The organism is Methylotenera sp. L2L1, from assembly GCF_000744605.1.
Classification (GTDB): Bacteria; Pseudomonadota; Gammaproteobacteria; order Burkholderiales; family Methylophilaceae; genus Methylotenera.
The window spans coordinates 1895382-1910994 of record NZ_JQMG01000001.1; the positions used below are offsets into that span (position 1 = coordinate 1895382).

General features: G+C 42.5%; 13 protein-coding genes. 11 read left to right on the plus strand and 2 right to left on the minus strand.

Translation table 11 applies throughout. The features are described 5' to 3' along the window. Positions 1 to 12 precede the first annotated feature (12 nt). Positions 13 to 2391, minus strand: a complete 2379-nt coding sequence (gene ppsA / locus FG24_RS09035; protein WP_081880970.1) for a phosphoenolpyruvate synthase — start codon at positions 2389 to 2391, stop codon at positions 13 to 15. Between the two features lie 394 nt (positions 2392 to 2785). Between ppsA and FG24_RS09040 the strand changes: the two genes are divergently transcribed. From FG24_RS09040 to hxlB, 11 genes are all read left to right on the plus strand, one after another. Continuing rightward, the gene (locus FG24_RS09040; RefSeq protein ID WP_036302721.1) at positions 2786 to 3775 is read left to right on the plus strand and encodes a beta-ribofuranosylaminobenzene 5'-phosphate synthase family protein; all 990 of its coding nucleotides are present in this window, start codon (positions 2786 to 2788) and stop codon (positions 3773 to 3775) included. Between the two features lie 60 nt (positions 3776 to 3835). Then, on the plus strand, positions 3836 to 4753 hold the full coding sequence (locus FG24_RS09045) for an NAD(P)-dependent methylenetetrahydromethanopterin dehydrogenase (protein ID WP_036302723.1): 918 nt from the start codon (positions 3836 to 3838) through the stop codon (positions 4751 to 4753). A gap of 98 nt (positions 4754 to 4851) precedes the next feature. Then, the gene (locus FG24_RS09050; RefSeq protein ID WP_235189749.1) at positions 4852 to 5913 is read left to right on the plus strand and encodes an ATP-grasp domain-containing protein; all 1062 of its coding nucleotides are present in this window, start codon (positions 4852 to 4854) and stop codon (positions 5911 to 5913) included. 46 nt (positions 5914 to 5959) lie between these two features. After that, positions 5960 to 6940 carry a methenyltetrahydromethanopterin cyclohydrolase gene (mch, locus tag FG24_RS09055; protein ID WP_036302727.1) on the plus strand — a complete coding sequence of 327 codons (981 nt, stop codon included), beginning with the start codon at positions 5960 to 5962 and terminating at the stop codon, positions 6938 to 6940. 54 nt (positions 6941 to 6994) lie between these two features. Then, a complete protein-coding gene (locus tag FG24_RS09060) occupies positions 6995 to 7873 on the plus strand; it encodes an ATP-grasp domain-containing protein (RefSeq protein WP_036302729.1) in 879 nt (292 codons plus the stop codon). A 46-nt stretch (positions 7874 to 7919) separates the two neighbouring features. Continuing rightward, a complete protein-coding gene (locus tag FG24_RS09065) occupies positions 7920 to 8774 on the plus strand; it encodes a triphosphoribosyl-dephospho-CoA synthase (RefSeq protein WP_036302731.1) in 855 nt (284 codons plus the stop codon). A 141-nt stretch (positions 8775 to 8915) separates the two neighbouring features. Further along, the gene (locus FG24_RS09070) at positions 8916 to 9602 is read left to right on the plus strand and encodes a response regulator transcription factor (RefSeq protein ID WP_036302733.1); all 687 of its coding nucleotides are present in this window, start codon (positions 8916 to 8918) and stop codon (positions 9600 to 9602) included. A gap of 391 nt (positions 9603 to 9993) precedes the next feature. Next, the gene (locus FG24_RS09075) at positions 9994 to 12030 is read left to right on the plus strand and encodes a CHASE2 domain-containing protein (protein ID WP_036302735.1); all 2037 of its coding nucleotides are present in this window, start codon (positions 9994 to 9996) and stop codon (positions 12028 to 12030) included. A gap of 87 nt (positions 12031 to 12117) precedes the next feature. Continuing rightward, positions 12118 to 13071 (plus strand): transaldolase, encoded by a 954-nt coding sequence (gene tal / locus FG24_RS09080; protein WP_019898161.1) that lies wholly within the window; start codon positions 12118 to 12120, stop codon positions 13069 to 13071. Positions 13072 to 13335: 264 nt separating this feature from the next. Continuing rightward, a complete protein-coding gene (gene hxlA, locus FG24_RS09085) occupies positions 13336 to 13968 on the plus strand; it encodes a 3-hexulose-6-phosphate synthase (protein ID WP_036302738.1) in 633 nt (210 codons plus the stop codon). A 127-nt stretch (positions 13969 to 14095) separates the two neighbouring features. Further along, complete coding sequence (hxlB, locus tag FG24_RS09090) at positions 14096 to 14635, plus strand: 6-phospho-3-hexuloisomerase (protein WP_036302740.1); 540 nt, start codon at positions 14096 to 14098, stop codon at positions 14633 to 14635. Between the two features lie 68 nt (positions 14636 to 14703). On the opposite strand, the gene FG24_RS09095 is transcribed toward hxlB, so the two are convergent. Then, positions 14704 to 15429 carry a HisA/HisF-related TIM barrel protein gene (locus FG24_RS09095; protein ID WP_036302742.1) on the minus strand — a complete coding sequence of 242 codons (726 nt, stop codon included), beginning with the start codon at positions 15427 to 15429 and terminating at the stop codon, positions 14704 to 14706. Between the last annotated feature and the right edge of the window lie 184 nt (positions 15430 to 15613).

The following is a 15613-nucleotide window of genomic DNA, read 5'->3' on the forward strand; positions in this document are numbered from 1 at the left end:
TATCCATATTGACTAGCTTTTGTTTTTGGTAAGAAGCTGCCAAGTTGCCACGACTGTATCAGGGTTAAGTGAAATAGATTTAATACCTTCATCTACTAACCATTCTGCAAAGTCAGGGTGATCTGATGGCCCTTGACCACAAATACCTACATATTTGCCTAAACGGTTGCAAGTGCTGATGGCCATTTTCAGTAATACTTTTACTGCATCGTTACGTTCATCAAAGCCATCTGCAAGGATGCCTGAGTCACGATCCATACCTAAAGTTAACTGTGTTAAGTCATTAGAGCCAATTGAGAAGCCGTCGAAGTAAGCTAGGAACTGCTCTGCCAGTAATGCATTCGATGGAATCTCGCACATCATGATCAGGCGCAAACCATTTTCACCACGTTTAAGGCCATTCGCAGCCATGATCTCAGTCACTGCTTTTGCTTCAGCAATAGTGCGAACGAAAGGAATCATTAACTCAACGTTAGTGAGGCCCATTTCATCACGTACTTTTTTCATGGCGACACACTCCATTGCAAAGCACTCTTTGAAGTCTTCTGCCATGTAACGTGCTGCACCGCGGAAGCCAATCATTGGATTTTCTTCATCTGGTTCGTAAATCTCGCCACCCACTAATTTTTTGTACTCATTAGATTTAAAATCTGATGTACGTACAATGACTGGTTTCGGGTAGAACGCAGCCGCGATGGTTGCAACACCTTCAGCTACTTTGTCGATATAGAATTGTTTAGGTGAAGCATAACCACGTGAGCGGTTTTTAATCGTTGTTTGAATCGCACTTGGCATTGCATCCATGTTTAAAATGGCTTTTGGATGGATACCAACCATGTTGTTAATCACAAACTCTAAGCGGGCTAAGCCTACGCCGTCATTTGGTGTTTTGGCAAAGCTGAACGCCATGTCTGGGTTGCCAACGTTCATCATGATTTTACATGGCGCTGGTTTGAGTGCTGCAGCCGCTTGTGTGTTTACGTCATATTCAATCTCACCGTGGTACACAAAGCCTGATTCACCTTCAGCGCATGATACGGTAACGATTTCACCTTCACGTAATACATCAGTAGCGTTAACCGCACCAACAATTGCTGGAATACCTAACTCACGCGCGATAATCGCTGCGTGACAGGTACGACCGCCACGGTTAGTCACTAAAGCGCTCGCGCGTTTCATCACTGGTTCCCAGTTAGGGTCTGTCATGTCAGCAACTAATACGTCACCTGGTTGCACTAAGTGCATATCTGCGGGGTCCAGCACGATACGCACAGGGCCTACGCCTACTTTTTGCGTAACAGCACGGCCTACCACTAATGGTTTCTCGCTATGTTTGTTAAGTTTGAATGTCTCTGTCACGTTGTTCACTGCTTCTTGTGATTTTACGGTTTCAGGACGTGCTTGCAAGATGTAAAGCTTGTTGTCTACGCCATTTTTACCCCATTCGATGTCCATTGGACAGCCGTAATGTTGTTCAATCGTCATTGCATAACGTGCAAGCTCTAACACGTCTTCATTTGATAATGAATAACGATCGCTATCAGTTGGGTCCACGTCAATCGTGTGTGTACTTTTTCCAGCACGCGTTGCATCACTGAATACCATTTTAATCAACTTAGAGCCCATAGTACGGCGCACGATTGAAGGTTTTCCTTGTGCTAATGTTGGTTTGTGTACATAGAACTCATCAGGGTTCACAGCGCCCTGTACTACGGTTTCGCCTAGGCCGTAAGATGATGTGATAAACACTACATCTTTAAAGCCAGATTCAGTGTCAATTGTAAACATCACGCCAGCACAGCCAATGTCACTACGCACCATTTGTTGTACACCAGCTGAAAGTGCAACATCCGCGTGCACAAAGCCTTTGTGTACACGGTATGAAATCGCACGGTCGTTATATAAAGAAGCAAACACCTCTTTAATTGCGTGCAAGATGTTATCCAAACCTTGGATGTTTAAGAATGATTCTTGTTGGCCAGCAAATGATGCGTCTGGCAGATCTTCTGCGGTTGCTGATGAACGAACGGCAAATGTAGCGCCGTTACCTGATTTAGCAGTCAGAATTTCATAGTTTTCAGCAATTGCTTTTTCTAATGCAGCAGGGAATGGTGCTGCCATGATCCACTCGCGCACTTGTTTACCACATATGGCAAGCGCCTGTGTGTCATCGACGTTTAATTTATCAAGTTCAGCATTGATTTTGGCATCCAAGCCATTTTGAGCTAAAAATTCACGATATGCATCTGCAGTAGTCGCAAAGCCAGTAGGGACCCTTACACCTTTTGCAGTTAGCTGAGAAATCATTTCGCCTAACGATGCATTCTTACCGCCGACTGAAGGGACGTCTACGTTGCGTAAATTTTCAAATGGAATAACGTGGGCTGACATGATAGTTCCTTAGATGTTTCTAACAAATGATTAATTTTCTAACTTTATACTCGCGCTTCATTTAAGACTTAATTCATTCCGTTGGAAGAGCCTTTTGAACAGAAGGGAGATGAAATGCGTTAGATTATTTTAGTAATCCCTTATTTTGCCTAATTATGTTGGGGTTGTCACCTGAAAAACTACACATTGAATAAAATCTTTGGTTTTTTAAATGTGGGTTAACCCTAAAGCGTTGGAACATCATGTTGAGAATTATGAAAATTGCCTAGGCTAAGCTAAAATATGGCAAGAAACCAAATTATCATCATTAATACAATCACTATGCAATGTTACAGAGTACAAAACGACGTCACTAATGGCGGTCTTACTAAAGTCATTTTGGTAGGAATTTTCAATGGCTGCTAGCATTGAAGTGTCAACCAGTGGCCGTTTGCACATGGGTTTTTTTGATTTACATGGTGGCTTAGGCCGTAAGTTTGGCAGTATTGGCTTAAGTCTTGCCGAGCCTAATTTGGTGTTAAGTGCGAAATCATCTAAATTGCTTAATGTATCAGCGGCTGACGCTGTGCCGGCGTCTGTCACTGCAAGAGTCTACAAAGTCGCACGCCAGATTTTAGATACGATGAATGTATCAGGAGCTGTCGACATCAGTATTAGTGAATCTGTGCCTGAGCATTCTGGTTTAGGTTCTGGTACTCAAATGGCGCTAGCGACTGGTGCTGTGATTAATTATTTATACCAGCTTAATCTAAATACAATGCAGCTTGCAGCATTAACAGGACGCGGTAGGCGTTCTGGTGTTGGTATCTCTGCTTTTGATTATGGAGGTTTATTGATTGATGGTGGTCGTGTGGTATCTGCTACGCATGCAACCCCGCCGCCGATGTTGGCAAGATATGATTTTCCTGAAGAGTGGGCTATATTGTTAATCTTTGATACAAGTGAGCCTGGCATTCATGGTGAGCGAGAGAGGATTGCTTTTAATGAATTGCCTGTATTTTCAGAAAGTCTGGCAGCGCATTTATGTAGGCACGTATTGATGCAGGCGATGCCGGCACTAGTGGAACAAGATTTAATAGCTTTCGGGCAAAGTATTCAGGTGTTACAGCAGCATGTAGGGGACTACTTTCTGCCCGTGCAGGGAGGACGCTACGCGAGCCGGTTGGTGAGTGCTGTGCTTGAACGTCTTGAGACGATGGGAGCGCCGTGTTTTGGGCAGAGTTCTTGGGGGCCGACAGGTTTTGCTATATTTGCCAACCAACATGAAGCAGAACTGCATTTGCAACAGTTAAAAACAAGCTTTACCGACCATGCACTTTCATGGAAAATTTGCAGTGCATGCAATCATGGTGCAAAATTCAATAAATTCGACGTAACCGTATAAATTTTACATTGGTTAGGTTTAAAAATTAATACAAACAAACTACATTTAAGGAAAGTAACAATGGAAAAAGCTAGCATTTTGCATGTATTCACGGCCGCTAAGAACGCAAGTCCGTTCGATGTCAACATGGCCTTTGACGCTGGCTTTGATAAAATTGTGCCGTATACCAATGTTGAACTTTCAGAGGTAACGGGTTTAACGCAAGATGCAATTTTCTCACGCGGGCTATCTGGTGTTAAACGTGAAGGTATTTTTATCGGTGGTCGCGATATTGATTTGGCGATGGATATGCTAACTGCTGCTAAAAAAGCAATGTTCGCACCTTTTGCTTGTTCAGCATTTGCTGACCCATCAGGTGCGTTTACTACTGCAGCAGCGATGATTGCAAAAGTAGAAGCACACCTTAAAGAAAACTTTGGTGAGAGCTTAACTGGCAAAACATTAAGCGTGTTTGGCTCTACCGGCCCAGTTGGAAGCTGTGCATCAATTATTGCAGCGCAGCAAGGCGCTAATGTGCAAATGGTCGCGCATAGTTCAGTGGCTTCTGTCGAGCCTAAGGCTGCTGTTTGGAATGAAAAATACCAAGTGAGTATGAAAGTGGTTGACGGTACAACTGAGGCTAAAAAAGAAGAGATTCTTGCACAGTCTGATATTGTAATCTGTTCAGCAGCTGCTGGTATTCAAGTAATTAGCAAAGCGCAGTTGGCACTTGCTAAAAACCTAAAAGTGGTTGCTGACGTTAATGCCGTTGCGCCACTTGGCGTGGAAGGCGTGAATGTAAGTGATGATGGCGTGAAAATTGAAGGTACTAACATTTACGGCATTGGCGCAATTGCTGTTGGTCAGTTGAAATACAACACGCAACACCAATTGCTTAAACAAATGCTACCAACAGACCAACCGTTTGAAAAACCAAAATATTTGGAATTCTCAGCTGCATTCAAATTGGCACGTGATCTATTAAAAGTTCACTCTTAATCATCGCTTTATCAGCGCGGTCTTATGTTGAGGCTGCGGTCAATGCGGGCTACAGGGTTGTAGCGATTGATGCATTTTCCGATGCGCAAACCGTAGCATTGGCAGAAGCTGCGCTGATAGTAAAATATGATGACCTTGGGTTTGATGCAGAAGACCTGCTGCAAACACTCCATAGCTTAGACAATGAGCGTTTAGATAGTGGCGCATTACGGCTAAACCAGTTTGCAGGGTTTGTGTACGGAAGCGGGTTTGAAGCGCAGCCAGATTTGCTCAAAAAAGTGGCGGCGTTAGTTCCCGTGATTGGCAACTCTTCTGCTACTTTGGCTGCCACCAAAGATTTAAGCGTGTTTTTTGCAACCATGCAAAAACTAAATATTAAGCATCCTGAGACAATTGAGCAGTTACCTGCTGATGTCGATTTGAGTTTGTATGTGCATAAGTTTTCTGGCGGTAGCGGTGGTGTGCATATAAAGCCTGCAGCGTCGATACAGAATCACTGGTTAGAACAGCATTACTTTCAACGCAGGCTTGAAGGCGTGCCAGTTTCGCTCTTGTTTATAGCTAATGGCAGTGATATTGAGGCGGTGGGCTTTAATGAGCAGTGGGTTTGTGCCAGTGCGCATATGCCGTTTCGCTATGGCGGTGCAGCCAGTTATGCTGCGCTATCTGTAAATGTACAGCAACAGTTATTAGATGCGGCTAAACAGTTAACCGTTGCATTTGGTCTGTTAGGTTTAAATAGTTTGGATGCGATTGTGCATCAAACAAGCGCAGGTACGGAGCAGGCGTCTGTGTTAGAAATTAACCCGAGGCTAAGCGCAACGGTTAATTTATATAGTAATGACGGCGTTTTATTTGAGCGACATATACAGGCGTGTGTGCATGGGCGATTGTCTGATGCGCACGAACTGCAGGATGATGTGGCAGTATCTAAAGCGCATGCTATTGTGTATGCCGATATTGATGTAACGTTAAATACAGAAATGGTTTGGCCAAGTTGGGTGACGGATACGCCCATTCAACTGGCTACACCGTTAAAGATTGTAGCTGGTGCTCCAGTTTGCAGTGTGCTTGCGTACGCAGATAATGCAGTTGCAGCAAAAAAAGAAGTGCTGGCTAGAGTGCAGCAGATTAAAAACTTATTACAATCTACTCATTAAACAAACCTCTCTACTACGGGGCTAGTGAGTAGTGCAAAGGAAAAAAATGCAAAATACCTCTTCAACTCAAACATCGGCGACAGCGCCTAGTGTTAATCAGCTTAGTGCGCCATTGGTAAAAAGGCTAATCGAGCAAGCAGAGACTTTGCACGTTGGTGTATCTCAACACGCTTCTGGTTGTACCATCATTGATGCTGGCATCCAGTTTCCAGGCTGTGCTGAGGCTGGCCGTATAATTGCTGAAATTTGCATGGGTGGCTTAGGCGAGGTGCGTTTGCAGGCGGATGACCGCTTTGCTGATTGGCACGACGCAATTGTCGTGAGTTCAGCACAGCCTGTATATGCTTGCTTGGCTAGTCAATACGCAGGTTGGGCGCTTAGCCATGAGAAGTTCTTTTCATTAGGCTCAGGTCCAGCGCGTGCATTAGCACAGCGTGAAGATTTATTTAAAGAGCTGGCCTACGTAGATAGCGGCACTAGCACTTGTATCGTGCTGGAAACGGATAAAGTTCCGCCAGTTGAAGTGATTGAAAAAATCTTGCGCGACACAAAAATGTCTGCGGAACAATTGACTATTATTTTAACGCCAACAACCAGTGTGGCAGGTGTAGTACAGATTGTAGGTCGAGTATTAGAGGTAGCCTTACATAAGGCACATACTTTACATTTCCCACTTGAGAATATTGTTAGCGGCACGGGTCTAGCTGTATTGCCGCCAGTGGCCAATGACTTTATGACTGGCATGGGTCGCACTAACGATGCTATTTTGTTTGGCGGTTTTGTAAGCCTGCAAGTGAAGGGCGATGATGCAGCAGCAGCTAAATTGGCGCAAGATTTACCAAGTAGCGCTTCTAAAGACTATGGCAAAACGTTTGCTGAAGTATTCAAATTCTATGATATGGATTTTTACAAAATTGACCCAATGTTATTTAGCCCAGCTAAAGTGGCTGTTACTAACATTGATACAGGTAACGTGTTTGAGGCTGGTCAGTTAAATGCAGATTTAATTAATTTGTCATTTCGTTAAGCACGTCGATTTAACTTAAGCCCTGAATTTGTTTAACCTTTAGTTAATAGTCCTTTGAAAATACCTATTTTTACCGATGACGCTGGTTGGCAGGGCAACCAGCTCAAGCTTGCATTCGCAAAACAGGGTGTTGAAACCACATTCGTATCTCTGCAGGATTGCGTGATTAATTTAGCGCAACAAGCCCCACATATCGAGATTCCATACTTTAATGCCAACCCACAAGCTGCATTTGTGCGCGGTGTAGCCGGCGGTACATTACCGCAGGTTATCACTCGCTTAAATGTGCTGCATATGCTTACGATGCAAGGGGTTCGCATTTACAATCAAGTGCGAGCTATTGAGCGTACGGTTGATAAAGCCATGACAAGCTTTTTGTTACGTGAGCATCAGGTAATGACGCCCGCTACGTGGGCTTGTGAGTCAAGGTCGCAAGCAGAAGTAGTTCGGGAGCAAGCCCAGAAAAATCATCAGGACTTAGTATTAAAGCCGCTGTTTGGATCTCAAGGGCAAGGTGTGCGTAAACTTGATGCCCATGAGTCCTTGCCTGTGCCGATGCAGCAATATGTGGATGGTGTGTATTACTTCCAAGAGTTTATCGAAACAGCTGATACACCACATGATTACCGTGTATTTGTAGTGGCTGGTAGAGTGATTTCAACCATGCGCAGACTAGGTAGTGGGTTTGTCAACAACGTTGCTGCTGGTGGGCGTTGTGAGGCGGTAAAAGCCAATGATGCAATGATAGAGATTGCCTTAAAAGCAGCGAAGGCCGTTGATATAGATTATTGCGGTGTCGATGTGATTCAAGCCGTGACTGGCGAGTATTATGTGCTAGAGGTGAATAGTATTCCAGCTTGGCGTGGCCTTCAAAGTGTGACTGATTTTAATATTGCTGAAGTGCTAGTCGATGATTTCTTGCAGAAACTTTAAGTGAATGCACTGAGCTATTGCAAATTAAACCATCGCAAATCCAATCATGACAAATAAATTAACACAACAACAATTAGCACTCGCCTATAAAAATGCATGTATGGCTGAGTTGCAGGCATTGAAGCCAGGTAACGTGCACGCATTTGCAGATGGACACGGTATGACGATTCAGGACTTTATTCAAAGTGCTGAAGTGACCGCTGAGCCCATCACTCGTCCTGGCTTTTCAGTAGGTGAGCGAGTGTTCTACTCGGTAGAGGCTACGAAGAATGCAGTTGGGCAAAATACTAATTTGGGTATGCTTTTGCTGTGTGCGCCGCTAATACATACAGCCTTTAATTTGCAAGCTGGGCAGGCTTTATGGAATCAGTTGGATATCACATTGAGACAATTGACTGTAGATGATGCAGCACTCGTTGCTAGAGCAATCGTGTTAGCTAATCCAGGTGGTTTGGGTACATCTGATCAACATGATGTGCATGAAGCACCACAAATTAGTCTGCTTGAAATGATGTGTTCAGCACAAGATAAAGACCGCATTTCTTGGCAATATGCAAATGCGTTTCAAGATGTTGTGAGTTTTGGCGTTAATTTATACGCAGATGCCTTACTTAAATGGGAGAATGTAGCTTGGGCAACAACAGCATTGTATTTGGGGTTTTTGACTAACTATGCTGACACACATGTGCAGCGTAAACATGGTATAGAAGTTGCTAAAAGTTTGATGCAGGAGGCTAAAGAAATTGAGTCTAGTTATTGGGCTACGAACAACCCTAAGTTAATGCAGAAGCAGTTACTTGTGTGGGATACATCCCTTAAAGCAAGAAAAATTAATCCAGGAACAAGTGCTGATTTGACGGTGGCCACTTTGTTGGCTAGTAACTTAGTGCTGGTCACATAAAAAATAATGATTGTGGTGTCTCGCTCTAGTTTTGGCTATTGATTGTAATGAGTTCAAAATGTGCGTGTTTAAGTAGATAAGTGCTTCAGATATTAAGAGTATCTAGGCAGTGAACGTCAACAATTTGGAATAAAAATAAAAATGAAAATTGCGCTGTTGGAAGATGATCTGGCTTTTGCCGAAATATTGATTGAGTGGCTGCAGGAAGCTGGTTTTGAGGTGGATCATTTTAAAACAGGGATAGACTTCTTACGTCAGTTTCCGCATGAGCAATATGATTTATGTGTATTTGACTGGGCATTGCCAGATATGGAGGGCCCGGATGTCATGGTCAGTATTAAGCTTAGAGCTAATAAGCTTCCTCCCATTATATTTTTTACCGGTAGGTCCGAAGAGCAGGATATTGTTCGCGTGATAGAGGCCGGTGCTGATGATTATGTCGTCAAACCAGCCAGTCGACCTTTGTTAATGGCGCGAATCAATGCATTGCTCAGGCGCACCTCCAATCAGTCTGTCGATGAGGCTAGCTATGAGTTTGGTAGTGTAAAGTTTGATACAAAACTAAGAATTACTACGCTGGCAGGCGAGGAAGTTAAGCTGACCGACAAGGAGTTTGATTTAGCGCTGTATTTCTTGAAAAATGAGGGCGCCTTATTATCAAGAGTACATTTAATGAATGTGGTGTGGGGCGCTAGTTCAGAAGTAGAGACTCGTAAGGTGGATGTGCATATTAGTCATTTACGCTCAAAATTAAAGCTTACGCCAGAATATGGCTGGAAGTTGACGTCAATTTATCAGCAGGGCTATAGGCTCGAGCGCAATCGCTAGTAAGTTGTAACTGATGGCGGTAATAGTTTACAAAACTTAACATGCTTGCATAGTTAAGAATCAGTAATCTTGTGCCTATTCATGGTATTTTGTTCATTACTGATTTAGGTTGAAAAGTTAACTTGCATGATCGTTATAAAAATAATTTCATCATGTTCGATGATTGCTTCGTTTTTGAGTGTTAGCAGTATTACTTTCGCTAATCGCCTCATACAATCCATCTGCAGATATACAGTCATTAAAAATTGCTCTTTTAACATGGGCAGTCAACACTGGTTGCTTAGTACTCTAGCTCTTGGTTTTCCATCTTTGCATTATCATCAAAAACTGAGTGAAAGTTTACAATCAGAGCAAGCTGTTCATATTGCTGGTATAGGTTTGTAAGTTATTGATGCAAATGAATGATAAGTTATTTACAGCAGTCGTACTTGCCTTGTTGGCTTGTGTATTAGCGTTAAGTGAGGTTTTAGTTCGGTTTGATAATTTGTATTATGATTTAGGTCGGCATTTAAGTTTCAAAAGTGCGCCAGACGATATCGTGATTATTGCAATCGATGAAGCGAGTATAGAGGCGATTGGTAGTTGGCCTTGGTCTAAAAGATTTCATACCGAGCTCATTAATCACTTAATCAATGAAAAGCCAAAGGCGATAGGGTTTGATGTTGCCTTTTCTGAACCTGAGCGTGATGCAGTAGAGGTGGACTATGTCTTTGCTGATGCGATTAGGCGTGCCGGCAATGTAGTCTTGCCTATTTTTCTTGAAGTGCCGTATGTAGGCGCCGCTATCAAACAAAGTTTACCCATTCCTATGTTGGCCTCAGAAGCTGCTGGCTTGGGCCGCCTAAATGTGCCGTTAGATGCTGATGGTGTTGCTCGTAGCCTTTACTTATGGGAAGGGCTGTCAGAAGATGGTTTGTCTGCGGTTGGACTACCTCATTTTTCACAAACAGTATTACAGGTAGCCAATTTGCTACCGGCTCATATGAATATTATTCCTCCTATTTTTCAGTTGACGGAGCCGATTATGTTGAATGAAGCGGGGCATGTGACGCAACGTTTGGTTTCATCTTCACAACGTAAAATTAGTTTTTATGGGCCGCCAAGACACTTTAATCAAATTTCCTATGTGGATGTGCTGGCAAATAAATATTCATCGGGTTTTTTTAAAGACAAAATAGTACTTGTTGGTGTAACAGCCTTGGGGTTAGGCGATGCATTACCTACACCTGTTGCCGCGACCTCACAACCAATGTCGGGCATAGAGTTTCATGCGAATGCGATCGCTGCCATGCAAAGCTCTTCATTGGTGGTGGATGCGCCATGTTGGATAGTCAGTTTGCTCTGTGCGTTATTAGCAATGCCGCCGCTATTATGGCTATCTAGGCTGACAGCATTGAAGTCTATGTTAATGATTGTGATCTACTTCTTTGTCGTCATTTTGATTTCACTCTCTATTGTGCACTGGTGGGGTGTTTGGGTTCCTGCGTCTGGTGCGCTGATTGCGATATTGTTGGCCTATCCAGTCTGGAGTTGGCGTAAGCTAGACTCTGCTCAGCTATCTTTAGATAGAGAGTTGCAAAGATTGCGTGATGAGTTATCAGCCTTAGGTATGGTGACTGAAGATAGTGTAGATGGGGACAATATAGATACTTTGCAATCAAGAATCCTGAAGGTGAATCTGACAGCACAACACTTACGTAACTTGCACAAAAGCAGGAATGATACGTTAGCGTTTATTTCACATGATATACGTGCCCCTCTTGGTGCTGCAATGATGTTGCTGGATAAGTTTGAAAGTAATAAATATTCCGAACGCATGAGTAAAATGCTAACGCGCGCACATAATATGGCTGAAGGTTTTTTACAGGCGTCACGTGCTGAGATGGCCAATGTGAACAGGTTTCATGAGCTGGATATGGTTAGTCTTACGCAACAAGCGCTTGATGATGTGTATGAAATATCCATGGCCAAGCAACTTAAGTTACATACAGACTTTCCAGAAGAGTGTGTATGGGTGCGAGGCGACTTTGGATTGCTCCTGAGAGCAGTTTCTAATATTTTGTTGAATGCAGTTAAATACTCACCAGAACGAAGTGTTATTAACGTGATTCTGAAAAGCGACGAGCATTTTGTTGTGCTGAAGGTGATTGATCAAGGTCTTGGAATACCAGCAAAAAGAATCACAAAAGTATTTAAACGATTCAGCCGAGCAGAAGGTGAGCATCAGGCACAAGAGGGAAGCGGTTTAGGCTTATATTTTGTGAACGTGACAGTCAAGAAACATCGTGGCAGCGTTTCTGTTCACAGTGAAGAGGGGCGTGGAGCAACATTTATTGTTTCGTTACCACTTGAGCGCCGTAAAAGTAATAGCCCTGTTGAGGATGATCGAAGAAAGCATCATGTATCGCCATTTAATGACACCATATAATTTTTAACATCATCACTTTTAAGATATAATCTTGCACTTGATTTTGTATAAGACTGTTGTATTCAGATAATTTTACGGAGGCATGTAATGGCTACTTTATTAGACCAATTAAAAACTATGACCACTATCGTGGCAGATACTGGTGATGTTGAAGCGATCAAGGCAGTTAAACCTGTTGATGCAACAACAAATCCATCATTAGTGTTAAAAGCAAGCCAATTGCCACAATACGCACCTTTAATTGAAGCTGCTATTGCATACGCAAAAGCACAAGGCGGCACTAAGGCTGAGCAAATTGACAATGCAGCTGACAAATTAGCTGTATTGATTGGTACAGAAATCACTAAAGAAGTACCAGGTCGTATTTCAACAGAAGTGGATGCACGTTTGTCTTTCAATTTAGATGCAATGGTGGCTAAAGGCCGTAAATTGATCAAACTTTACGAAGATGCAGGCATCAGCAAAGATCGCGTGTTGATCAAATTAGCATCAACATGGGAAGGCATTAAAGCTGGCGAAATCTTAGAAAAAGAAGGCATCCAATGTAACTTAACATTGTTATTCGGTTTTGGCCAAGCGCGTGCTTGTGCTGAAGCTGGTGTATTCTTGATCTCACCATTCGTTGGCCGTATCTTAGACTGGTACAAAGCTAAAAACCCAACAACAGAATACACACAAGAAACAGATCCAGGTGTGGTTTCAGTACGTGCTATCTATCAATACTACAAAGAGCATGGCTACAAAACAGTGGTAATGGGTGCTTCATTCCGTAACACTGGCGAGCTAATTGCTTTGGCTGGTTGCGATCGTTTGACAGTTTCACCAAACTTGTTGCAGGACCTAGCAGCTACTGAAGGTACATTGACTCAAGTGTTGAAAGATACTGGCGCGACTAAAACACCACCAGCAAAAATGACAGAAGCTGAGTTCCGTTTTGAATTGAACCAAGATCCTATGGCAACAGAAAAACTTGCTGAAGGTATCCGTGGTTTCGTTGTTGACCAAAACAAACTTGAAGCAGCATTAAGCGAAAAACTTTAATACTTTGGTATTAATTTTGTAATTAAATCGTAATCATGTCGCTTTAGAATTGACATAATTAAGCTGGGCATTTACCATAAGTGTCCAGTTTTTTATAAGGCCAAATTTAGGCACTTAAATTCGAACTAGTGAAAGTCGAAACACAGTCAATCTTAGTTGACTATCTCGTAGTAAATTGCGAATGTTGGTTAAGTATGATGTGGAACGAGTTTCGCAAAATAGCAATAAAATGTAATTCTTAAAATTATTAAACGGAGAAACACCATGGCATTAACACAAATGGCATTAGATTCATTAGATTTCGACGCAACAGTTGCATTAGCAACAACAGTTGCTCCACACGTGGACATCCTTGAAATCGGTACACCATGCATCAAGCACAACGGTATCAAATTGCTTGAAACATTACGTGCTAAATTCCCAAACAACAAAATCTTAGTTGACTTGAAAACAGCTGACGCTGGTTTCTACGAAGCTGAGCCATTCTACAAAGCTGGTGCTGATATCGTTACTGTATTAGGTATTTCTGATATGGGTACAATCAAAGGTGTAATTGATGCTGCTAACAAATACGGCAAAAAAGCACAAATCGACTTGATCAACGTTGCTGACAAAGCTGCTGTTACTAAAGCTGCTGCTGCTGCTGGCGCACACATCATTGGCGTGCACACTGGTCTAGACCAACAAGCTGCTGGTCAAACTCCATTTGCTGACTTAGCATTGGTTGCTGCTTTGAACCTAGGCGTTGAAATCTCAGTTGCTGGTGGCGTTAAAGCTGCTACAGCTAAACAAGTTAAAGACGCTGGCGCAACAATCATCGTTGCTGGTGCTGCAATCTACGGCGCTGCTGATCCTGCTGCTGCTGCTGCTGAAATCACAGCTATCGTTCACGCTTAATTTAAGCTCTTTTCAATAAGTTTTTTATTGAAATGAACGATTAAAAAATCCTGACTCAGTAATGGGTCGGGATTTTTTTTGATATTTTATGTGTTCACTAAAATCATTGATTCGATAAGGAAATATCATGAGTAGTAGTCAAAAATTAATTTTAGACAAGTTAACCAGTATCTTGGCTGAAACAGACAATTCTAAATCAGCTGAGCTTTTAAAGTTTGTTGAAGGTGCTGGCCGTACATTTATCGGTGGTGCTGGCCGCTCTTTACTTGTATCACGTTTCTTTGCTATGCGCTTAGTGCACGCTGGTTACAATGTAAGCATGATCGGTGAAGTAGTAACACCAGCGATTAAAGCAGGTGATTTGCTGATCTTGGTTTCAGGTTCTGGTGGTACAGAAACTTTATTGCCATTTGTTAAAAAAGCAAAATCAGTAGGCGCTAAATTAGTGGTGATTTCTATGAAGAAAGCTTCACCAATGGCTGATGCAGCTGATTTAACAATTCAAATCGGTAATGACAGCAGCTTCCCATTAACGAATGGTATGCCAATGGGCTCACAATTCGAACTTTCAACGCTTATTTTCTTAGAAGCAGCGATTGCTGATTTGATTTTTGCAAAAGGTTTGACTGAAGAGGGTATGCGCGCTATCCATGCTAACTTGGAATAGTCGCAAGCTGTACTTTGTTTAGCTGTTAAAAAGTTTAGTTGTTAAAAAGCCCGACTAGTCGGGCTTTTTTATTGTTGAAGTGATGATAATTGTTCGTGTGATAACTGCTTATCGTGTAAGGCAGTGGCAATCAGTGCACCATGAATACCTATAGATTTTAGCGTATGTAAATCTTCTACTCCACGCACTCCGCCAGCTGCATATACGTTGAAAGCACCGGCTTTCTGTTTTATTTCGGTCAGTAACTGTACATTTGTACCTTGATTTGCACCTACATGCGCTAGTGACATGATAATCACGTCCTGTGGCCAGTATGTCGTGTCATTCAACAGCGTTAATGGTCCTTGGTAGCCATGCGGCATAAAATCAAGCGATAGAATGTGTTGGGTATTGCTTGCAGGATATGAAGTTATATATTGATTAATACTTGAAAAATTTTCGCTACCTAGTATGAGCTTTATATTCAGTGTTGACCATAATGTAAACTCAGTCATGTTGCTGATACCAGCATCCAGCCAAATGGTTAGGTTGGGGAAGTGACTAGCAATTGATTCAATGACGTTAAAATTGTTAGTTTGCGCGGCTGCATTAGGGTTGCTTAGTTTTTGTATCGCATTCAAATCTGCGATATATAGTTGCTCGAAAGGGTGGAGTATCAGTAGCGCACTGATAATATCCAAAGGCTTGCTCGATGACGTCAGTTGCGAGGCAATTGCTTGGTAGTGTTGACGATCACCTTTCTTTGCGTGAACCACTATGCCGTTCAATAAATCAATTACTGGAATTATCTGCATCAATTTCTCAAGAAAAGTAATGGTTAGTATGTTTTTTCAGCATTTTTATCACTAGTCACTTTGTTTAACTTGAATGTTAGCCTACACTTTCAATGGCTCCAAGTGCGTGTGACTAGGCTATATTATCTCAGCTTCTGTGTGCCTTGGCTTGAGTCTAATGCGTAGCGTTGTTGCTGGACTATCG

What these genes read in the sequence shown, in the direction of transcription:
- ppsA (WP_081880970.1), bottom strand. Translation starts at nt 2,391, where the DNA reads ATGTCAGCCCACGTTATTCCATTTGAAAATTTACGCAACGTAGACGTC.
- FG24_RS09040 (WP_036302721.1), top strand. Translation starts at nt 2,786, where the DNA reads ATGGCTGCTAGCATTGAAGTGTCAACCAGTGGCCGTTTGCACATGGGT.
- FG24_RS09045 (WP_036302723.1), top strand. Translation starts at nt 3,836, where the DNA reads ATGGAAAAAGCTAGCATTTTGCATGTATTCACGGCCGCTAAGAACGCA.
- mch (WP_036302727.1), top strand. Translation starts at nt 5,960, where the DNA reads ATGCAAAATACCTCTTCAACTCAAACATCGGCGACAGCGCCTAGTGTT.
- FG24_RS09065 (WP_036302731.1), top strand. Translation starts at nt 7,920, where the DNA reads ATGACAAATAAATTAACACAACAACAATTAGCACTCGCCTATAAAAAT.
- FG24_RS09070 (WP_036302733.1), top strand. Translation starts at nt 8,916, where the DNA reads ATGAAAATTGCGCTGTTGGAAGATGATCTGGCTTTTGCCGAAATATTG.
- FG24_RS09075 (WP_036302735.1), top strand. Translation starts at nt 9,994, where the DNA reads ATGCAAATGAATGATAAGTTATTTACAGCAGTCGTACTTGCCTTGTTG.
- tal (WP_019898161.1), top strand. Translation starts at nt 12,118, where the DNA reads ATGGCTACTTTATTAGACCAATTAAAAACTATGACCACTATCGTGGCA.
- hxlA (WP_036302738.1), top strand. Translation starts at nt 13,336, where the DNA reads ATGGCATTAACACAAATGGCATTAGATTCATTAGATTTCGACGCAACA.
- hxlB (WP_036302740.1), top strand. Translation starts at nt 14,096, where the DNA reads ATGAGTAGTAGTCAAAAATTAATTTTAGACAAGTTAACCAGTATCTTG.
- FG24_RS09095 (WP_036302742.1), bottom strand. Translation starts at nt 15,429, where the DNA reads ATGCAGATAATTCCAGTAATTGATTTATTGAACGGCATAGTGGTTCAC.